At 68.1% G+C, this 20,610-nt stretch carries 15 protein-coding genes and 1 pseudogene; 9 read left to right on the top strand and 7 right to left on the bottom strand.

What is annotated here, in order from left to right; all coding sequences use genetic code 11:
- The first annotated feature begins 31 nt into the window (after positions 1–31).
- Positions 32–1,606, top strand: a complete 1,575-nt coding sequence (locus tag MLP_RS12520) for a glycosyltransferase family protein (protein WP_156821139.1) — start codon at positions 32–34, stop codon at positions 1,604–1,606.
- Here MLP_RS12520 and MLP_RS12515 read toward each other — a convergent pair.
- Positions 1,590–2,372 carry a class I SAM-dependent methyltransferase gene (locus tag MLP_RS12515; RefSeq protein ID WP_013863465.1) on the bottom strand — a complete coding sequence of 261 codons (783 nt, stop codon included), beginning with the start codon at positions 2,370–2,372 and terminating at the stop codon, positions 1,590–1,592. The two genes, MLP_RS12520 and MLP_RS12515, sit on opposite strands and share 17 nt — an antisense overlap.
- 144 nt (positions 2,373–2,516) lie before the next feature.
- Here MLP_RS12515 and MLP_RS12510 point away from each other — a divergent pair, with 144 nt between their 5' ends.
- Together MLP_RS12510 and MLP_RS12505 are read left to right on the top strand one after the other, a co-directional pair.
- A complete protein-coding gene (locus MLP_RS12510) occupies positions 2,517–6,296 on the top strand; it encodes a bifunctional glycosyltransferase/CDP-glycerol:glycerophosphate glycerophosphotransferase (RefSeq protein WP_013863464.1) in 3,780 nt (1,259 codons plus the stop codon).
- Positions 6,293–6,895, top strand: coding sequence for an acyltransferase (locus tag MLP_RS12505; protein ID WP_013863463.1), 603 nt, complete (start codon positions 6,293–6,295; stop codon positions 6,893–6,895). Before MLP_RS12510 ends, MLP_RS12505 begins: the two co-directional genes overlap by 4 nt.
- A gap of 18 nt (positions 6,896–6,913) precedes the next feature.
- Here MLP_RS12505 and MLP_RS12500 read toward each other — a convergent pair whose 3' ends face one another.
- The 4 genes from MLP_RS12500 to MLP_RS12485 are packed head-to-tail and all read right to left on the bottom strand — an operon-like array spanning position 6,914 to position 12,027.
- Positions 6,914–8,197 carry a nucleotide sugar dehydrogenase gene (locus MLP_RS12500; RefSeq protein WP_013863462.1) on the bottom strand — a complete coding sequence of 428 codons (1,284 nt, stop codon included), beginning with the start codon at positions 8,195–8,197 and terminating at the stop codon, positions 6,914–6,916.
- On the bottom strand, positions 8,197–9,903 hold the full coding sequence (locus MLP_RS26355) for a glycosyltransferase family 2 protein (RefSeq protein WP_013863461.1): 1,707 nt from the start codon (positions 9,901–9,903) through the stop codon (positions 8,197–8,199). Before MLP_RS26355 ends, MLP_RS12500 begins: the two co-directional genes overlap by 1 nt.
- Positions 9,904–9,910: 7 nt before the next feature.
- A complete protein-coding gene (locus MLP_RS12490; RefSeq protein WP_013863460.1) occupies positions 9,911–10,879 on the bottom strand; it encodes a Gfo/Idh/MocA family protein in 969 nt (322 codons plus the stop codon).
- A gap of 23 nt (positions 10,880–10,902) precedes the next feature.
- Entirely contained in the window at positions 10,903–12,027 is a 1,125-nt protein-coding gene (locus tag MLP_RS12485; protein WP_013863459.1) for a DegT/DnrJ/EryC1/StrS family aminotransferase, read from the bottom strand.
- A gap of 192 nt (positions 12,028–12,219) precedes the next feature.
- Here MLP_RS12485 and MLP_RS28960 point away from each other — a divergent pair, with 192 nt between their 5' ends.
- Positions 12,220–13,554, top strand: a complete 1,335-nt coding sequence (locus tag MLP_RS28960; protein WP_013863458.1) for a hypothetical protein — start codon at positions 12,220–12,222, stop codon at positions 13,552–13,554.
- A gap of 28 nt (positions 13,555–13,582) precedes the next feature.
- Here MLP_RS28960 and MLP_RS29495 read toward each other — a convergent pair.
- Positions 13,583–13,813: pseudogene (locus MLP_RS29495) on the bottom strand (GtrA family protein); the annotation flags it as partial.
- An 83-nt stretch (positions 13,814–13,896) separates the two neighbouring features.
- Positions 13,897–14,829 (bottom strand): glycosyltransferase family 2 protein, encoded by a 933-nt coding sequence (locus MLP_RS12475; RefSeq protein WP_013863456.1) that lies wholly within the window; start codon positions 14,827–14,829, stop codon positions 13,897–13,899.
- A 96-nt stretch (positions 14,830–14,925) separates the two neighbouring features.
- Here MLP_RS12475 and MLP_RS26350 point away from each other — a divergent pair, with 96 nt between their 5' ends.
- Genes MLP_RS26350 through MLP_RS12450 form a run of 5 tightly spaced genes read left to right on the top strand, consistent with a single transcriptional unit; the run spans position 14,926 to position 20,570 of the window.
- Positions 14,926–16,080 carry an acyltransferase gene (locus tag MLP_RS26350; RefSeq protein WP_013863455.1) on the top strand — a complete coding sequence of 385 codons (1,155 nt, stop codon included), beginning with the start codon at positions 14,926–14,928 and terminating at the stop codon, positions 16,078–16,080.
- A 38-nt stretch (positions 16,081–16,118) separates the two neighbouring features.
- Positions 16,119–17,441: a glycosyltransferase gene (locus tag MLP_RS12465; protein WP_013863454.1), complete on the top strand. Its 1,323-nt coding sequence runs from the start codon at positions 16,119–16,121 to the stop codon at positions 17,439–17,441.
- Positions 17,438–19,162 carry a hypothetical protein gene (locus tag MLP_RS26345; RefSeq protein WP_013863453.1) on the top strand — a complete coding sequence of 575 codons (1,725 nt, stop codon included), beginning with the start codon at positions 17,438–17,440 and terminating at the stop codon, positions 19,160–19,162. Before MLP_RS12465 ends, MLP_RS26345 begins: the two co-directional genes overlap by 4 nt.
- Positions 19,159–19,821 (top strand): class I SAM-dependent methyltransferase, encoded by a 663-nt coding sequence (locus MLP_RS12455; protein ID WP_013863452.1) that lies wholly within the window; start codon positions 19,159–19,161, stop codon positions 19,819–19,821. Before MLP_RS26345 ends, MLP_RS12455 begins: the two co-directional genes overlap by 4 nt.
- The gene (locus MLP_RS12450; protein WP_013863451.1) at positions 19,821–20,570 is read left to right on the top strand and encodes a hypothetical protein; all 750 of its coding nucleotides are present in this window, start codon (positions 19,821–19,823) and stop codon (positions 20,568–20,570) included. The genes MLP_RS12455 and MLP_RS12450 overlap by 1 nt, the downstream gene beginning before the upstream one ends.
- Positions 20,571–20,610: the final 40 nt, after the last annotated feature.

Below are 20,610 nucleotides of genomic sequence, written 5' to 3'. Positions count from 1 at the left end.
TTCCGCCCGGATGGGATGCGAGCATGTGGTCATGTCACCCCGCCTGACGGTCATCGTCCCAGTCGCCGTGACCGAGTCGCTGTCGGCATTGATCCGCTCGATCGATGCGCAGTCGCTGCCCTATGACGATTTCGGTGTGACGTACGTGGTGGTCGAGTCGAGCACGATCAGACCGCGACTGGAGGCGCTGGCGACACGTCGACCCAACGTCACGGTCGCTGTGGCCGCGGATGCCGAAGGGCTGGCCGCCGGCGTCCAGGAGGCTCGGGCGAGAGTCGAGACCCGTTGGGTGCTGGTGCTGCCGACCATCGAGGCGCCCCTGCTGCTGCCGCCTCGTGCCTTGGAGTCGCTGGTCGCCGCCGGTGAGCGGCACGATGCCGGTGCGGTGGCCGGGCGCACCTACACCGTCCGCGGGCCGCAATACGGCTGCAGCTTCCGGCACGACGGGATAGCGGCCGATGGTCTGAACCTCGCAGCTGCAGACACGAGGCTGTGTCTGATGGAGGCAACCAGTGGTGAGGGTCCGACGGCGGTAGTGGCGAGCTATCCATGCCTCGCCGTGCTCCAGCCCGTGGATGCTGCCACCGACTCGTCGCCTCGACCGGCCATCGACTCGGTCACCGGCACCTGGTCGGCAGGAGCGCTGGCCTTCGAGGTGTCCGGTTCACTACCGGCGGACTTCAGGGCGACGGAGGTGACGGTCGAGATCTGCCAGCCTTCGAGCGGCCAGCAGTTCTGGCTGCCGACCAGCGGAGAAGTCTCACCCAACGGAACCTTCGCCGCCGCGGCCGGGCTCGATCCGGCGACAGCCGCCGCGGGGGAGTGGCTGGATCGTGGTCTCTGGGAGATCTGGCTCTCGGCGGTGGATGACCGCCAGCGAAGCATCAGGGCGCGACTCGACGCACCGTCACCGGGCGGGGCCGTGCTGGGCGGTCGACTCCTGGCCTGCAAGCGAATAGCCCCGGGGCGGGTCGGTGGGAAGGAACCAGCGGGGCGGGTTGGTGGGAAGGATTCAGCCGGGCGGGTCGGTGGGAAGGATTCAGCCGGACGGGTCGGTGGAAAGGATTCAGCGGGTCTGGTGCTGGACGTCGACGCCACCCGGCACTCACTGTTTCGTCGCTTCCGGGTTGACGATGCACAGCTCGAGGAGACCGTCCAGGGCACCCGCCTGCGATTGAGCGCGACCGAGTTGCATGTCGATCAGCCCACCCGCGTGCCGGGCCGGGTGCTGCAGGATGGCTTCTCGTTGCCGGCAGTGCTGATTGCCGATCCCGCGGGATCGGCAATCGAGTGCTGGCTGTCCGGTCTGCAGGGAAACCGTGGCCTGTCGACCGCCTTCGACGCTGCCCCACCAGCCGCGACCGGGCTCCGGCTGCGAATCGCCCACACCGGCCAGATGTCGGTGCTGAAGCAGCCGAAGAAGAAGAGACCGGCCCCGGCGGCAGGGCCCTCCTCGAGCCGGTCCGCCACGGCTCAGATCGATACCCGGCACTGGGCGGCGCGCCTTCGTCGCCGGATGCCGGCGTTCCTGGAGCCCGCGGTCGGCCGGGTCGCCCGGTTGGAGATCGCCAGAGCCGGCTATCGCCGACTCACCCGCCGGCGGTAGCCGCCGCTGCCGCCGGCCGCAAGCCCCAGGCCGCGCCGAGCTCGGAGCCCAAGGCCGCCGCAAGCCGGCTGCGTACCTCGGCCGGCCCGTCCTCGGGGCTCGCGCCGGCCAGGATCTCCCACAGGCTCGACGCCAGGACCCGATCGGGGTCGACGGTTGCCAACCGATCCAGCAGCTGGTCCGGAACCGGCTGCGGATCGGGATGCACGTACTCGGCGACGATCTCGTCGTAGTGCTCCAGCAGCGTCGTGCTGGTCGGATCGAGCCCGGTGACCAACAGCAGACCAGTGGGCCGGACGTCGATGGGGAGCACCGTCAGGTCAGGGCGGTAACGCGTGAGCACCTCGACGATCGGATAGACATCTCCGGTCCAGGCAAGGGTGTGCTTGCGGCGGGCAGCCTCGTCCACGGTGCGCGGGAGGATGTCGTCGAAGAAGATCACGCCTCGGGGACTGGCATGGCGTTCGGCGTTGATGAAGTCGCGCAGCACGTATTCGAACAGGTGCAGGCCGTCGATGAAGGCGAGCTCGAACGGTCGCCCATCGGTGGGCGCCAGCGGATCCGGCCGGGCGAAGTACTCGTCGCTGGTCGTGCGGAAGAGCGTGACGTCGCAGTTCAGTTCGGCCTTGATGGCGAAGTCCGGATCGATAGCTACCGACCGGGTGCGAGCCAGCGCGAGGCTGCGACCGTCGCGTACCCCGATCTCGAGGTAGGTGGCCGGGGACAGCCGCCGGTGCGCCTCGGCGAGAAGCTCGATGTAGTACACATTCGCAGACTACGACGCGACCGATGCGGCAGGGTTCATGAGCCTCGGGCGCGTCGCCGCTCCTCAAGCTGTTTCGGCACCGGGGGTCTATACACTGTGGCGGGCTCATCGACCAGCGCTGGGCACAGGAGGTAGGCAGCGGCAGTGGCTAGCACGCGGAAGAGAGTCCGCCGCGCGTTCCAGCGCTTCAGCGCCTGGCTGCCGGGTCCACTGGTGCGTGTGATCCGCGACAGCCCGCTGGGTCGGATACTGCCCCGCACCGAGCCGGTGCTGAGCGTCGTCGTACCCGTATACAACGTCGAGGACTATCTGGGCGAGTGCCTCGACAGCGTGCTGGCGCAGACGCTGCAACGAATGCAGATCATCCTGGTCGACGACGGCTCCACTGACGGCTCGGCCGCGATCATGGCCGAGTACGCGGCCCGCGACCGGCGGATCGTGATCGTCCGGCAGGCGAACGCCGGGCTGGGGGCGGCCCGCAACGCGGGCATCACCGCCGCCCGCGCGCCATATCTCACCTTCCTGGACGCCGACGACACGGTGCCTCCGGACGCGTACCAACAGATGGTGCGGACACTGTCCCGCACCGGTTCCGACTTCGCGATCGGCGCCGTCCGACGGATGCGGCACGGTCACCGGTCGGTCCCGTCCTGGACCAAGAACGTGCACCAGGTCGAACGGCTCCGAGTCACCATCGACCAGTTCCCCGACGCGATGCAGGACGTCATCGCCTGCAACCGGATGTTCCGAACCGAGTTCTGGCGCACCAAGATCGGCCCGTTCGAGGAAGGCACAGCCTACGAGGACCACGTGCCGATGGTCACCGCGTATCTGCGGGCCCACGCCTTCGACGTGCTGACGACCTTCACCTACAACTGGCGGATCCGGGAGAACGCGACCTCGATCGGCCAGCAGAAGCATCTGGCCTCCAATCTCGAAGACCGGCTCAGAGTCAAGCAGCAAGCCCTGGACGTGGTGATGCGCGAGGCGTCCTCCGAGGTCCGGGCAGCCTGGCTGGGCCGGGTCGCCGACACCGACCTCCCCGTCTTCATCCCCTACGCTCTGGCCGCCGACGACGACTACCGAGCGGTGCTGCAGCGGGCGGCTGCCGCCTTCTTGGCCCACTTCGACGATGCGGCGCTGCGACATGCCCGGCCCAGTCGCAAGATCTCGGTGGCACTGGTGGCAGCCGGTCGCTGGGACGAGGTGGACCGACTGCTGGAGTTCACCCGACTCAACAGCATGCAGGCCGCCTCGACGGTGGTCGGCGGGCGGATCTTCGCCGATCTCGATTTCGGCCGCGATCTCGCGCTGCGACCGGAGATGTATGAGTACAGCGACCACCAGTCGGCGTACCAGGCGGTGGTGCGCGGCATTCACTGGCAGGCCGACCGCTCGCTCCAGATCGACGGCTGGGCCTTCATCGGCGGTGTCGATCTCACCGAGCTGAAGCCGGACCTGCGCTTCGTGCTCCGCCGCCTGGACGGCTCCGGAGAACTCGAACTGACCCACCGCCGGCGCGAGACACCCGCAGCCACGGCCTGGGCGAACCAGCCGAACCACCGGTATGACCAAGGTGGCTTCGTCCTCACGGTGCCGGTGTCGAGGATCGTGACCGCCGGTCCCTCGCGCTGGCAGCTACGGGTCCGGATCGAGGCCGACGGGGTGGTCCGGGAGGGTCCGGTCCTTCAGCTGGTCCGCACCGGCATCGGCGACCGGATGCCGTCGTCACCGACCATCAGCCCGCTCGACGACACCCGCGTCGTCCCGCTGCTCGACAGCAGCGACGGGTTCGTGCTCACGGTCCAGCACGGGCCGATCCGCGCCAACCGACTCGAGGTCACCCAGACCGGCGAACTCGTCGGGTCGCTGTCCGTGCTGCAACCGCTGCCCAGCCCGCCGACGCGTGCCGTGCTCCTGGAGAAGGAGAACCGCAGCGTCTGCGTGACCACGCCGCTGCAGCGGGATGCTGCCGGTCAGTACGGCTTCCGCCTCACGCCGCCGGCGGGAAAGGGTTCCTGGGAACTGCGTGTCGTCACCGAATCCGGGGAACAGCATCGAGTGATGTGGCCGGTCGAGGCGGTGACCGGACGGACGGTCGCCGACCGCCGAGGCCGGCTGCTCTGGCAGCGGACGCCGCGCGGACTCGTGCAGGCAGCCCGACCCGGCCGGAGCGTCCAGGCGACCGCAGTCCACCTGGACGCCGACCGACTGTCGCTGGAGGTGCAGACCGCCGGCTTGAATGCGGCCGCGCTGCGGCAAGCCGAACTCCGCGGCGACGCCGCCACCGTCCGAGCGGGCACGGTCGAGCCGCTCGGTCCGCAGCGCTGGCGGCTGACTTTCCCCACTCGGATTCACTATTGGAACGCAGCCGAGCCTCGACCACTGGTCAGCGGCGTCTATGGCATCGCGATTCCCGGACGTCGCGCGGCGCAGAGTGCGCTCCCGACAGTCACCTTCGGCGAGCCGCAGCACGACGAGGTCGACGACTCCGAGAACCCGGATGCCCGGCCGGGCAGGTCGGGCGCCTTGATCACGGAGAATCCGGGGGCCGACGAGGCCGTGATCGACGACGAGCTGCACGGCGACGCCCGGGAGGTTGGCGACCGGCTCGGGCCTGGTCACGAGATCTGGGTCCGCGCCGGCGACGATCTGCTGCTCGACCTGCCGGACGACCAGCTGACCAGCTCGCACCATCTGACAGTGGCTCGTCGCACGCGCAGCACCCGCCTGGTGCTCACGGTGCGGCCCCCGCTGGCCGTCGAGGAGCGAGGTCGGGTCAGCCAGCGACGGCTCGGCCAGTGGTATCGGCAGACCACTTTCGAGCCGGCCGACCAGGTGCTCTTTCAGTGCTATCGGGGAGAGTTCGCCACCGACAGCCAGCTGGCGATCCACCAGGAGCTGTGGCGACGAGAGACGCCACTGGAACTCGTCTGGGGGGTCTCCGATTACTCCGTCGAGCTCCCGGCCGGCGCGCGGCCGGTGATCATCGGCAGCCGGGCCTGGTACGAGGCGATCGGCCGATCCCGCTATCTGTGCAACAACATCGACTTCGACCGGTTCTTCGACCGGCGCGACTACCAGCGGTTCCTGCAGACCTTCCACGGCTATCCGTTCAAGTCGATGGGCATCTCCTTCTGGCGCACCAAGGACTTCACCGAGCAACTGATCGAGTTCGAGTGTCGACGACGCAACGAGGCATGGACCTCGATCGTGGTCCCGGCGGACTTCTGCGAGGAGATCTACCGCCGTGAGTATCGGTACGCCGGTGAGGTGCTCGTCACCGGATATCCCCGCGACGACGCGCTGGTGGCTCCGGCCGCAGGCACCCGGGAGCGGGTGCTGCAGCGCCTCGCAGTGCCGGCGGACAAGACCGTGCTGCTCTACGCGCCGACCTGGCGAGAGTCCGATGCGACCGGCGCCTGGGCCGCCCGGTTGTTCGATGAGCTCGACCTCGACCGGCTCAGCGCCGCGCTCGGAGACGACTACGTGGTCTTGTTGCGGGGCCACAACTACAACCTGCGGGACAGTTCGCCGCAGTCGCGACACTCGGCGAGGATCATCGATGTCACCCGATATCCAGAGATCAACGACCTCACGATCGCCGCGGACGCCGCCATCCTCGACTACTCGTCGCTCCGGTTCGACTGGCTGATCACGGACAAGCCGATGCTCTTCTTCGTCCCCGATCTGGAGGACTACCTCGCCTCGCGCACCGCCTTGTTCGACTTCGCACCCACCGCTCCGGGGCCGATGCTGCAGACCACCGACGAGGTGATCGCGGCGGTGCGCGAACTCGAAGCCGTCTCGGCGGAGTTCGCCGAGGCTCGCCGGGACTGCAACACGAGATTCAACTCATTGAACGATGGCCGAGCGACCGCCCGGGTCGTCGACGCCTTCTTCGACCAGGGAGGACGCAGATGAGCGCGGTAGTCAAGGACAGCGCCCAGGTGGCCGATTCGGCCCGGCTGGGCGACGGCACGACGGTGTGGGAGCTCGCCCAGATCCGGGAGGACGCCGAGCTCGGGGCGGGCTGCATCATCGGTCGTGGGGCCTACATCGGCACCGGCGTCCGGCTCGGCAGCAATGTGAAGGTGCAGAACTACGCCTTGGTCTACGAGCCGGCGCAGCTCGCCGACGGGGTGTTCGTCGGTCCGGCGGTGGTCTTGACCAACGACGAGTATCCCCGTGCGATCGAGCCGGACGGCCGCCGCAAGGGCGGCGCGGACTGGGAGGCGGTCGGGGTCGTGGTCGAAACCGGCGCCGCGCTCGGCGCCCGTAGTGTCTGCGTGGCGCCGGTGCGGATCGGTCGCTGGGCGATGGTGGCGGCCGGCGCGGTCGTCACCAAGGACGTGCCGGACTTCGCCCTCGTGGTCGGGGTGCCGGCGCGTCGGATCGGCTGGGTCGGCAAAGCCGGTCTTCGACTGGTCGCCGAAGGCGATGAGTGGGTCTGCCCGAAGACCGGGGACCACTATCGCGAGCGGCGCACCGCTGAGGGGGACGTCGAACTCGTCGAGGCCTAGAGTTGTCGCACCCGAAGGTCAGCCGCCGATGACCAGCCTGGTCTTCCCTTGCCAGCGCAGCGGATCGGTGACCCGACGGCCGTCGACCAGCACCGTGACCCCCGGCAGATCCTCCGGGGACAAGGTGGCGTACTCGCGGTGGTCGGCCTGGATGACGGCAGCTTCGACCGGCTCGCCGCGGTGGGCGGGAAGCCCGAGCGCCTCGAGTTCCTCGGGTGTGTAGAGCGGGTCGCTGACATAGGAGCGGGCACCGCGCCGCTGCAGCTCCGCCACGATCGGGAACACCCCGGAGAACGCAGCCTCCTTGACGCCGCCGCGGTAGGCCGCACCCAGCACCAGCACCGAGAGATCGGTCAGGTCGCCGCGTGCCGCGGCCAGCAGGTCCACGGCGTAGTGGGGCATCCCGGTGTTCGCCTCGCGAGCGGCCCGGACGACGGTGGCCGCCGGATCGTTCCAGAGGTAGATCTGCGGATAGATCGGGATGCAGTGGCCGCCGACGGCGATTCCCGGGCGATGGATGTGACTGTAGGGCTGGGAGTTGCAGGCCTCGATGACCTTCAGCACGTCGACGCCGACAGTGTCGGCGTACCGGGCGAACTGATTGGCCAGCCCGATGTTCACATCGCGATAGGTCGTCTCGGCGAGCTTGGCCATCTCTGCAGCCTCGGCGGACCCGAGGTTCCACACGCCGTTGGGCTGAGGGAGATCGTCACGTTCGTCGAAGTCCAGCACGGCCCGATAGAACTCCTCGGCGTGCCACCCGGAGCCCTCGTCGATGCCGCCGACCAACTTGGGGTATTTGCGCAGATCGGCGAAGACCCGCCCGGTCAGCACCCGCTCCGGGCTGAAGGCGAGGTGGAAGTCCTCCCCGGGCGTCAGCCCGGACGTCTCGGCCAGCATCGGGGCCCAGCGGGTTCGCGTGGTGCCGACCGGCAGGGTGGTCTCATAGCTGACCAGGGTGCCCGGTCGCAGCCCGGCGCCGATGGCACGTGTGGCCGCGTCCATCCAGCCGAAGTCCGGCACCGCCTCGGAGTCCACGAACAGGGGTACGACGACGACCACGGCATCGCTGTCGGCGACCGCCGCCGTGGTGTCCGTCGTGGCCGTCAGGAGTCCCGCGGTCACCACCTCCGCCAGGGCTTCCTCCAGGCCCGCCTCGTTCGGGAACGGCGGCACGCCTTGGTTGACCACGTCCACAGTCCGCGCGTCGACGTCGGCGCCGTAGACCCGGTGGCCCTTCCGGGCGAACTGGACGGCCAGCGGGAGCCCGATCTTGCCCAGCGCCACGACGCAGATCTGCATCACTTCGTTCCTTTCGAGAGAGCTCGACGTACCACAGCTTTGACGGCTCGAGACACCGGCCGTCGACACACGGTGAGGATCAGCGGGTCCAGCGAGCCAACGGAGTGGAGCCGGGCCGCGGTCGACCGATGGATCGGGCCGATCACTGCCTCGGAGGTCAGATCGCCGGCGATCTCCGCGATCGCCGGCACGTCGTAGCGATGCTGGCCGACCAGGAGCTGGACCTCGACCGAGTGGTCCTGTGCGCTGTCCCCGAGTGACTTCAGCACCGCGGAGAGATCGAGGACGGTGCGGAAACTTGCGCGGTCACCGGCCCGTTCGGTGCTGAGCTCCAGCGACGACCAGCCGGCGGTGGTCTCAGCGGTGGGATCGGTGAACCCTGCGTCGAGCAGGCGGCGAACCGGCGCCGGCTTGGCGCCAGGTGGTGTCGGCCGCAGCACGAGACGAGCGAAGGGGCCGCTGTCGGCGGTGACCCCGAGCCGTCCTTCGAGGCGTAGGGAGTGCCCCGAGAATGCGGCTCGGGACACCTGGGCTGCTGTTCGGAGTCGCTTGCTCAGATTCTCCGAGTGCAGTTGATACCAGCTTGGGTCCGTCGTCGGCTGGTCGAACCCCGGATACCAGACGTAGGCCGTTCCGGCGCGGAGCACCAGCGGTGGCGAGTCACCCCGGTCGGCGCAGGCCGCGTGGTAGTCGAGCACCCGCTGCAGCAGGTCGAGCTGATCGGAGGCGACCAGTTCGATGCGAAGACGGGCGAGAACCCCCATCCGCTGCTGCAGCCCCGGCGTCCAGAACTGCGTGACCAGCTGCTGGATCCCGGAGCTGAGCTGGCGCTGGTCCGCCGCCGGAAGACCCGGAAGATCCAGTCGCACCAGCTTGCCCAGCTCCATCGTGAAATGGCGGGTCAAGATGGCATCGCGGACGGGGCCTGGCGGCAGCACGGCTGCGATGTGCTCGATGATCGCGGTGACATCGGCCAGCCGGGTGTGCCACGGCGTGGAGTAGGTGATGTTGGTCGCGTCGTCACGCTTCACCGCGTAGTAGTACACCTGGTCGGTCAGCACCGAGATCCGCGACGCCTGAGCGAGGGCCTCGACCGTGAACGGCTGATCGCTGCCGACCCGGAGATCGAGCGCGTACCGGATCTGGTGCTGCTCCAGCAGCGCGCGACGGAAGAGCTTGGTGTTGGACAACGAGTAGCACAGCGCCGAGCCGCCGAGGTCGACGTCCTTGGCAGTCCGGCGGTAGATGCGTTGATCCACGAATCGGCCGTTCTCACCCTGCATCGTGCCGAAGATCACGTCGGACTGCCATTCGTCCCCCCGGCTCACCAGCCGCTCCAACGCGGTCGGCGACAGGTAGTCGTCGGCGCCGAGGAAGAAGACCCACCGTCCGGTGGCGCACTCCAGGCCACGATTGCACGGCGCGGCCGGTCCGCCTGAGTTGTCCTCTTGGTGGATCACCCGCAGCGTTCCAGGATGCGAGGCCGCGAACTCGTCCAGGAGCTCGCCGCTCCCATCGGTGGAACCGTCGTCCACCGCAATGATCTCCAGGCGGTCGGCCCCGATGCTCTGGGTCAGCACCGACTGCACACACGGGCGAAGGTAGGGGAGGGTGTTGTAGACGGGGATGATCACCGAGACGTCTGGGACGCCTGCGGCATCAGTGGCGTCGGGAACGGTCGGGGAGACCGCGCTGTCTACTGTCACGGCCGGGTCAGCGTTTGATGGAGATCGTCACGCCCTGGTCGGCCGCCGCCAAGATCGCAGTCGAGATCTCCACCGTACGCAGCCCCTCCGCCAAGGTCACGATGTCGTCGCTGAGACCCAGCAACGCGTCGCGGAAGTGCTCGTGTTCGACCATCAGGGGCTCACGGCGGGAGATGGCATACCTGGTCATGTCGCCCTCGGCGACTCCCCGGAAGTTGCGCACCGCCTCCCATTCGCTGCTCACCGCCCCGTTCGCGTAGAAGGTCAGATCGGCGGTCAAGGTGTCGGCGACGAACGCGCCCCGTTCGCCGGTCACCACGGTCTGCCGCTCCTTGAACGGGGTCAGCCAGTTGACCAGGTGGTTGACCGGGGTGCCGTCGGACAGCTCGGCCACCACGGCGACCAGATCCTCATGCGCCCGACCGCTGCGGCGCGAGGTCTGGGCGGCCACCGACACGTAGTCCTGCTGGGTCACCCAGCCGGTGAGGTCGATGTCATGGGTGGCCAGGTCCTTCACCACACCGACATCGGCGATCCGCGCGGGGAAGGGTCCCTGGCGCCGGGTGATGACTTGATAGACCTCGCCCAGATCGCCGGCGGCCAGCCGGGCCTTGAGGTTGCGTAGCGCCGGGTTGTAACGCTCGATGTGGCCGACGCCGGCGATCAGTCCCTTGGTGGCAAACGCCTCGGCCAGCCGGCGAGCCGCCTCGTCGGAGTGCGCCAGAGGCTTCTCGATCAGGGCACAGACACCCGCGTCGGCGAGCTGCAGGCCGACCTCCTCGTGCAGTCCGGTGGGGCAGGCGACCACGGCATAGTCCAGGCCGAGCTCTATCAGCTCGTCGACGGTCCCGACGATGGGGGCGGTGGAGGTGGTACGGCCCTCCAGCATCGGATCGGCGATCCCGACCAGCTCGACGCCGGGAAGCTGCCCGAGCACCCGCGCGTGATTGCGACCCATCGAGCCAAGCCCGATCATGCCTGCCCGCAGAACTGCTCTGCTCACGAGGCGCTCGCTACCGCCGAGGCTTCCACGACGGCCACGCCGTCGATGATCCGCTGGATGTCGCTGTCGCTCAGCGCAGGATGCACCGGCAAGGACAGCGCCTCGGCGGCGGCCCGTTCGGTCTCCGGCAACTGCCAGCGCGGGTCAGCGGCCCCGTCGACCAGGAACGGGCGCAGCCGGTGGACCGGCGTGGGGTAGTAGACCGCGTTCCCGATGCCGAGCGCGGCGAGCTTGGCCGACACCGCATCGCGCTCGACGACTCGGATCGTGTACTGGTGATAGACGTGGCGCAGGCCGTCCGGCACCGGTGGGACGGTGACCCCGGTGATACCGGACAGACCGGCGTCGAGGGCCGCGGCATTGCTGCGACGCTGCTCGGTCCAGCCGTGCAGCCTGCTGAGCTGAGTCCGGCCGATGGCCGCGGCGACATCGGTCAACCGGGTGTTGGTGCCGACGATCTCGTTGGCATAGCGCTGCTCCATGCCCTGATTGCGCAGCAGCCGGACCTGGCGGGCGAACTCGGCATCGTTGGTGCTGACCATGCCGCCCTCGAGCGAATGCATGTTCTTGGTGGGGTAGAAGCTGAAGCAGCCGGCCTGCCCCCAGGCACCGACCTGACGGCCGTCGATCGCCGCGCCGTGCGCCTGCGCCGCGTCTTCGACGATGGCGAGACCGTGCTGTTCGGCGATGGCGGTCAGTCGGGGCAAGTCCGCAGGAAGGCCGTAGAGGTGCACCGGCATGATCGCGGCCGTACGCGGGCCGATCGCCGCCTCGACCGCAGCCGGATCGATGTTGAAGGTGTCCCGCTGGATGTCGACGAAGACCGGATCGGCGCCGACCAGGCGGACCGCGTTGGCGGTGGCCGCGAAGGTGAACGACGGCACGATCACCTCATCACCCGGGCCGATGCCGAGTGCCAGCAACGCGAGATGCAGCGCCGAGGTGCCGGAGTTGACCGCGACGCAGTGCGCCGCGTTCGCGACCGGCGCGAACTCGTCCTCGAAGGCCTTCACCTCGGGGCCCTGCACCACCATGCCGGAGCGCAGCACCCGAACGGCTGCTTCGATATCGGTCTCATCGATGACCGGCTTCGCGGCCGGGATGGGGGTGGGTACGGTCATGCAGGCTTCTCCTACGGGCATCCGGGCAAGGTCTGGGGCTGACTACGGCGGTCACCCTACTATTCGGAGTGCCGTCGGCAAGGCACGATGGTGTGCTGTGTTCGTCACCTTGCAGCAGGCTAGCCTCACACCAGCAACGCTGGACCTGTGCTCCTAGCCAGGCTGCGTGCCCAGCGTCCCGCGAGGAGATCGATGTTCCGAGTCCCGCCTGAGGTCGACGTCTCGCCGGGGGCGCAGGTGCAGGAGCAGCCGACTCGCCCGCACTCGTCGAAGGAAACGGTCCTGGCGGGGGTGGTTGTGGCCGTCACCTTCGTCGTGACGTACGTTTCGACCGTCGCGGTGAAGCCGCTGTTCGCACCGGACTCGCGGTACTACGCCGCCATGGCGTTGTGGTTCGGTGGAGAAAGCCAGAGCGAGGCCGCGCGCCAGGTGGCAGAACTCAGTGCCCAGTCGGGCTGGGCGTCGCCGGGTGTCTCGTTGCTGTTTGGTTGGGGCCTGGTGCAGCCGCGCGTGGTATTGCCTGCGCTCTCCGTTCCCTTCGTGAAGCTCTGGGGGATCGATGGGCTGGTCGTCGTTCCGGGTCTGGCGCTCGCTGCTGTGATGGCGGTCCTGGCGTGGGCGCTCTCCCGCCGTTACGGTCCCGTGGCTGGGATCAGTTCGGTCGTGCTGATCATGTGCAGTTCGCAGATCATGTTCTACGGCTCGGCGATGCTGACCGAGTCGCTGTCGGCGCTCTGGGGGGCGTTGACCCTGGTCGCTGCGTGGCGGTACGTGCGGCGTCCAGGGTCGGGACCTGTTGCCTGGATGGTTGTGCTGACCGTCATCTCGGCGTTCACCCGCCAGGCCACGTTCATCGTGGCCGGTTCGCTCGTCGTCGCCTGGCTGGCGGCACTGCTCCTGCGGCGCCGCAGCAACAGGTGGGCGGTGCCGGCGCTTTCGGTCGCCATCACCGCGTTGGCCACCCAGGTGCTGCAGACCAGGTTGTTCCCCACGTTCTCCCAGCTGGACCAGTTCAAGGCCAAGACCGGTGCGGACAACCTGACCGAGGCGCTGCTCGGCACACCGAGGTTGGCCTGGAAGATCCTACGTACCGACTTGGTGTTCTTTGCCCAGTCGGATCGCGCGCTGCTCGTGCTGATCACGCTGAGCATCGTGTCCAGCGTGGTCTTCTGGCGGCGGGCCGAGACCCACTTGCTCATCGGTGCGGTCGCCGGCACCGCGCTCTACGGAATCACCAACGGCACACCGACCGCGTTCCGCTACGCGATGCCGGGCCTGGTCTGCTACGCCGTCTCGGTCGCGCTGCTCATGTCCAGTCTCGCGTCGAGGGTGGCTCGGCAACCGGACTCACCCGATGATCCGGAAGCTGGGCGACCGCAGCCTCACCCGGCGGGGGAACCGCAGAAGGGGCAGCAGCCTGCTCTCCGGGCTGATCGGGAGCTTGCCGCGCCGAGTGCCCAGGGAAGCTCCGCGCACGATCCGGCGATCGAGTCGCAAAGACCCACCGACGGAGCAGCAGGAAGTTGATCGCCGCGACGAGGACCATGGTGCTCAGCTTGGCGACGACCGGCGGGGCACCGATGACGACGAGCCCAGCGACCCCACCGGCGCTCACGCCCAGATTGCCGATCACCAGCATGACGTAGCGGCGCAGCGCCCCGGGGATTCGCCCGGCGCTGAAGACGAGGTCGCGGTTGCCTCGGTAGTTGACGGCGAAGGCCGCACAGAAGCTCGCCGCCGACGCGGGCGCGGGAGGCACTCCCAGCCGATTCAGCAGTAGGAACACCCCGGCGTCGATCGCGGCACTCGCCAGACCGACGATCAGAAAGGCGAGCAGTTGGCGATGGGCGCGGACAACACCGAGGCGGCTCACTTCGGGGTCGCCTGGATATCCAGCACGAGCGACTGCACCAGCAGCTGGATGCCCACCAGCGTCGGTGCGACCGCCAACAGCCACGTGCCGGTGCTCGCCTCGGACGGTCCCACGCTGGCCAGCATCGCCCAGACGCCGACCACGGTGCCGAGCAGCACGAGCAGGCTGCCGGCGAACAACATCAACGCGACGGGAGAGAACGACCAGAGAACGTATTTGTGCCAAACCCTGCGCCAGAAGCCACGGAAGAGCAGGAGCAGGAGCCGAGGTACGACGGCGTGCAGTTTGATGCTGGACACCTCGCGGCCGTAACGGGCCGGAATGGGGACGTCGATCGCGCGCGCGTCGAGGATGTTCAGCCAGATCAGCTGGTCGTTCTCGAACTCGTAGCGCTCGGCCAGCCGGTCCAACGGGAGTCGCTCCAGGCAGTCCCGAGTGATCGCCGTATAGCCGTTCTGCGGGTCCACCAGATTCCAGTAGCCAGAGGCGGCCTTGGTGAGGAACGTCAACACCAGATTGCCCACGACACGGTGGGTCGGCATGCCGGTGTAGCTTGTCGCGGAGTAGAAGCGGTTGGCCTTCGCGAAGGCGTATCCCTGCTCCGCCAGCGGTGTCAGCAGCCGGGGGAGTTGCTCGGGGTCCATCTGGCCATCACCGGCCATCACCACGCAGATGTCGGCACCTAGCTCGAGAGCCCGTCGGTGACCGGTGACGATGGAGCCGCCGACCCCTTTGTTGCGCTCGTGCCGCAGCACTTCGGTGCGTGCGTCATTCACCGCCACGGCCACCTCGAAAGTGTCGTCCGGACTCGCATCGTCCACCACCACGATGTGGTCGACGGTGGCGGGCATGGTGGTGATGACGTGAGCGATGTGCTCGCGTTCCCGGAAGGCTGGTACGACAACTGCGACCCGCAGGCCCTCGTACATCCACGCCCCCTCGTCGCCGGTGTCGGTGTCCCCCGTGCCTTGGGCAGTCTAGTTGCACGGCCTTCGTTCGGATGTCGGCCATTAGCATGTGCCTCGATGAGTGACGACCCCGAGACCTACGGCTCCGGAACCGACGAGCCAGCGCCGCAGCCGGCAGCCCGGCCGACGGCGCGCCGCTTCTTCTCGATCGCCATTGAGTCAGGACGGATCGATTGGGTCTCCTGGATGCGTGTGTTCGCCATCTGTGGTGTGGTGACCATCCACGTGACGGGTGCCACGGCGATCCGGCCCGACGCACGGTCGACGACGGTCGGCATGTTGGCCATCCTGTTGAACCGCGGCTTCAACTTCACGGTGCCGATCTTCGTGATGCTCAGCGGTGCGCTGCTCCTGGCGCCCTCACGCTATCGCGGTGACGGCGACTTCTTGCGCCGACGTGCGTTGCGGCTGGTGCCTGCGATCGTGTTCTGGCACCTCTTCTATTGGGGTTTCCGGGTGCTCTATCTAGGCCACGAGGTGCCCTGGCAATCGGCGGTCAGACTCACCTTGCGCGGCCAGCTGTTCACCGCCTTGTACTTCTTCTGGATCGTGCTCGGTCTGGCTGTGGTGACACCGGTGTTGGTGGCTTGGATCGCTCGGTCCAGCCGTCGAGCGGTGCTGATCGGAGCGGCGATCGCGGTCTCCATGTCCGCCCTCAGCCCGCTCACCGTCACCATTCGTGACGCGCCGGTCGTCTGGATCGAGTCTCCGTGGACCTGGTGGCTCCCCTACGTCGGCGTCTATCTGCTGGGCTGGGGACTACGGGGAATCGTGTTGCACCGGATCGCGGTGGTGATCGCCGTGCTGGCCTGCGTGGCGATCACGGCAGCAATCGTGTGGATGTTCCGGCGTCCGGATGTGCCCTGGTGGTTCAGCGGGTTGTTCGGCGGCTACTACTCGCTCGGAGTCCAGCTCTACGCGGCGTTGGTGTTCCTCGTGGGTCAGGCGGTGTTGCGGCGGGGTCGGGCGCTGGGCTGGACTGTCCGCGGTCGTCCGGCCGAGCTCGGGCAACTTCTGGGCCAGGTCACGCTTGGGGTGTTCGCGCTCCATCTTGCCGTCCTCACGGTCTCCTACGACCTTCCGTTCGTCGGTGGAACCCCGGCCGCGGGCAGTGTCGTCGAACTGCTCGGGCGTCTCGGATTGGTGCTGGTCGTCAGTTTCGTACTTGCTATCCTGCTTCGGCAGATCCCGCTGGTGCGACGGTTAGTTTGAGAACACAACTTGGCGGGTTCCACGGCGAGAGGGCATCGATGGATCAGCGGTTCCACGAGCCGCGGCATGTGCTGTACGTGGCGTGGGCCTTCGCACCACACCAGGGTCCCGGGGTCTATCGACCGCTGGCAACGGTGGCGGAGCTCGTCCGGGCCGGCCACAGAGTGACGGTGTTGACAGCCGACCTGGACACCTTCGATCTCATCATCGGCGGTGACCGCACCCTGCTGGACGACGTGGCCGACAGTGTGCGGGTGGTCCGGGTGGCCATGGACCCGCTGGAGCGCGACCCCCTGCTGAATCGGTGGCCGAACGCGCGCATCCGAAGGCCGAAGCGGTGGGCTGCCAGAGTTCGCGACGACCAGACTCAGTCGTTCCCTGAACTGGTCTACTCGACTTGGCAGCCCCGTGCCGAGGCAGCGGCCGCCCGGATCCACGAGGTGGACCCCATCGACCTGGTGATCGCGACCGGAAACCCCTACGTCGACTACACCGTGCCGCTACGGCTGAGCGTCGACTACGGCATCCCGTTCGTGCTCGATGATCGGGATAGCTGGCTGCTCAACGTCTATACCGGCGAGCCCGCTCCGTTGGCTGACCAGACCCTGCCTTGGCTTGAGTTCGCCCTCTCCCGCGCACTACGGATGTGGTTCGTGAACGAGCCGATCGCACAGTGGCATCGCGAGCGGTTTCCGCAGTACGCCGACCGGATCGCGGTCGTGGAGAACGGTTGGGATCCGCGGTTTCTGGATATCGACCAGATCCACCGCGACCGTCGGCCAGGCTCTCGCCTGGTGTACACCTACGTGGGCACCGTGAGTTCGACATTTCCACTGCGGCTGCTGGCCGAGGCCTGGCGCATCGCTCGACATCGCTCGGCTGAGCTCTCCGACGCCGAGCTCCGGGTGGTCGGTTCGTTCGGCCACGGTGGCCACCTGACGGCCGAGCAGACCGCCATTGCCGATGAGTACGCCCGTGATGGCCTGATACTGACTGGTCGCACCCCCAAGCACCAGATCACACAGGTGTACGCGGAGGCCGACGTGCTGGTCTTCTTGAAGGAAGGATCGGCCATGGTGACGTCAGGAAAGGTCTACGAATACGTCGCGACCGGGCTGCCGATCGTCTCCATGCTGGATGCCCAGCATGATGCTCGGCGCATTCTGGACGGCTACCCGCGCTGGCACGATGCCCGCGACTATTCCGAGCGCGCGCTGTCCGCCGCCATGCTCGAGGCCCTCGATGACATGGCTCAGGGCGAACGGCACTTCGCGGCGGCGGCCGAGTACGGCGCGCGACGCAGTCGTGAGGCGCACCTACGTCCCGCCCTTGCCGACGTCTTCGCGGCGTTGAGGCCATGACCGACGTCCCATCGAGACCCGCCGATCGGGTGTGGCTGCTGCACCTGTCCTCGTCCCTCCCGGACGCAGGCACGGTGGCTCGGATACATGCCGCCCCTGCTCAGCACACGTTGGCATTGACAGTGGTGGTGGCACCGGACGACGAACACATCGCACTCGTTCCGGCCGAGAAGGTGCCTGCCGGAAGCCTGGCTACCGTTGCCCGGCGGCACGTGGAGCAGATCGCGGAGATGCTGCTGGCCCGCCTGGCCGAGGCACCAGGACCGGTGGTGCTGGCCGCCGTCGACCGGATGACCCAGTTGGCGGCGTGGCAGGCGCTGAACGTGCACGACGACCTGATCGCGACCAACTCGCTGGACTCGGCCATCCGGGTCGCACGGCTGCTCGAACGTGGGGAGACCCCGGACCGGGTGCTGCACCCACCACCGTTCGACGTCTCACTCAGCGTGGCCGATGCCGGGCTTGGGCCAGCCGCCAGCGCGGTCTCGACGGTGACGGTGAGCGGCCGTACGCCGGCCGTGGGCGAGCCATGGCTGGCCCTGGGCGATCGCGACGAGCGCGGTGACCTCGACGTCCGCACGGGTTCGATGAGCCGCCGCGGCGCGAAGGCGGTCGCTTCCCTGGCCGGAACCCGCCGTCGCGTCCCGGCGACGGCTGAGCGCCGGCTCGTGATAGGGCCGGCCAACTACGCCGGTCAAGGGTATGAGTGGGCCAGATCGGTCCGCGAGCACGCTTCCGGCTGGACGGCGCGCAACGTTCACGTGGCGCCAGCCAGCTCGCGGTTGGCCTTCCAGGCGGATCTGCCACTGACAGCCGTGCAGTGGGCGGATCCGGCCACTCGGGTCAGCTTGGCCGTTGAGCTGCTCGCCGACTCCACCGACGTGCTGATCGAGGCGATGCGGCCTCTGCTCGCCGTCGCCGACGCAAGCGAGTCGGTGAGTGCCTGGGATCCCCGCCGCGGGCGAGAGGACGTCGAGGCGCTGCGGGCAACCGGGCGGCGCGTGGCGCTGCTCTTCCACGGGTCCGAGGTCCGCCGACCGGCGCATCACCTGCGGCTGACCCCGTGGTCGCCGTTCTACCGTAGGGAGAACGAGGACCTCACTGCGCAACTCGAGCAAGTCACCGAGCGAGTGCATGAGGCCTTCATGGACTTCGACGGCCCGATCCTGGTGTCCACACCGGATCTGGTGGACCATGTGCCGAATGCCGTGTGGCTGCCGGGGGTGGTCGGTCCTGCCTCGTTCGCTCCGACCAGACCAGCGCTCACCGAGTCGCGACCTGTGGTCGCCCACGCGCCGTCCAATTCTGCCCTCAAAGGCTCGGAGTGCATCGATCCGGTGTTGCGCGACCTCCATAGGCGCAAGCTCATCCGCTACCGGCGGCTACATGATCTGCCCTCGATGATGATCCCGTCGATGGTCGCCGAGGTGGACGTCCTCGTCGACCAGGTGGTGATGGGCAACCCTGGCGTGCTGGCCGGGCAAGCGATGGCCGCGGGCCGGTTGGTGGTGGCACACCTGCCGGAGGGCGTGAGACGCCGGATGAAGCCTCGGTCACCGATCGTGGAGGCGACTCCGGCCACGCTCGAGGACATCATGGTGTCCGTGGTCGAGAATCGGGAGCACTATAGTCGGCTGGCGGCGTGCGGCACTGAGTTTGCTCGCACCCACCACGACGGAAGGATGTCCGCCCGCGTGCTGACGGAGGCCTTCGGAGGATGAGCAACTCGGCGAGTTCGCTGGGGATCGACCAGTCGATCGCCTTCTGGAACGAGCGGCACCGACGGCTCGAGCACGGCTACGCCGGCGGGGACATCGCGTATGACGATACCGCGAACGCGATGCTGAACTCGCTGCGCGTCGGACGGCTGATCGATCTCATCGGCACCTTCGCTCGACCCGCGGCACCGGTGCGCATCCTTGATGCCGGGTGCGGCACGGGTTGGCTCACTCGAACTCTCGCCTCGTTCGGGCATCAGGTCGACGGCATCGACACCTCGGAGCAGGCACTGGCGACGTGTGTCGGTCGGGCACGGGCGGACGGTCGCGACCGCTACCGCCTGAGTCGGCTCGATGAGTGGACGCCCGGCTACTTGTACGACGTGGTGATCAGCGTTGATGTGCTCTTCCACATCATGGAGGACCACATCTGGGCCGCATCCGTACGCAACTTGGGGATGCTGGTTCGTTCGCGTGGGCGCCTGATCCTCGCGGACCACGACTTGGTGGCCGACCGTCAGTGGGGTGACTACCAGGTGAGCCGGGCACGTCAGCGCTATCTCGACCTGCTCACGTCGGACGGCTTCGTCCACCGCGGGTTCGTCGCCTATGCCTTCCGCAACAACGGCGCCGGTTTCCACGTCTTCGATAGGACGTCTTGATGCTGATCAGAGAGCTCATCCTGCACCACGTCGGCGACGGCACCGTGCACCAGCGAGGGTATGCGCTGCCACTGACCCAGACGCCGGGCATTCGGCTGCACCCCGCCGGCGCGGAGGTCGAGCCGGCTGCGGGCGACTTGCTGCTCCTGAGCGCCTCCGCTGGCGGACGGTTTGCAGACGTTGTGCCCGCCGATCTTCCGGAAGGCACGACCGTGGTGCTTCTCGTGCCGACCGAGGCCGCCCGGTTGCCGATTGGCCGGGTTGTCCATGCCCTGCTGAGTTCCAGGCTGCAGATCATCGAGGCGGTGATCGCATCGGGGATGCGCCAGCCGACCGTGGCTGTGGTAGCCCGTCGCAGCGACGAACTGTTGCTGCCGCAGCCGTACCTGGCGCGCGAGCTCGAGCCGGCGCCAGGTCCCGACGGTGAGCAGCGAGGCGTGCTGGCCCGGTTCCTCGCCGAGAGCGTGCTGGAAAACCTCGGCCAGCGAGCCCGCGAACGCGAGCTATTGGCCGAGCTCGGGGAGGCACAGGACCGTCAGCGAGCAGCCGAGCGGGCTCGCGGGGAGTCCGAACAGCTACTGGAAGAAATCGCTACGGTCAAGGCCGAGCGGAATGCGCTCAAGACGGAGCGGAACGCTTTGAGGAAGCGGCTGGGCAACGTGGAGTCGTCCACCACCTACCGGCTGGCCTCGCGTCTGGCTCGCGGCGCGGGTAAGGTCCGTCGACTGGTTCCCCGGCGAAGCAGCTAGCGCGATGTCACGCCGCACCACTCCGTCTTATCCGCAGATC

This window comes from Microlunatus phosphovorus NM-1 (assembly GCF_000270245.1).
GTDB classification, from domain to species: Bacteria; Actinomycetota; Actinomycetes; order Propionibacteriales; family Propionibacteriaceae; genus Microlunatus; species Microlunatus phosphovorus.
The sequence above is the reverse complement of the archived record's forward strand: the minus strand, read 5'-3'. Positions and strand labels throughout refer to the sequence as shown.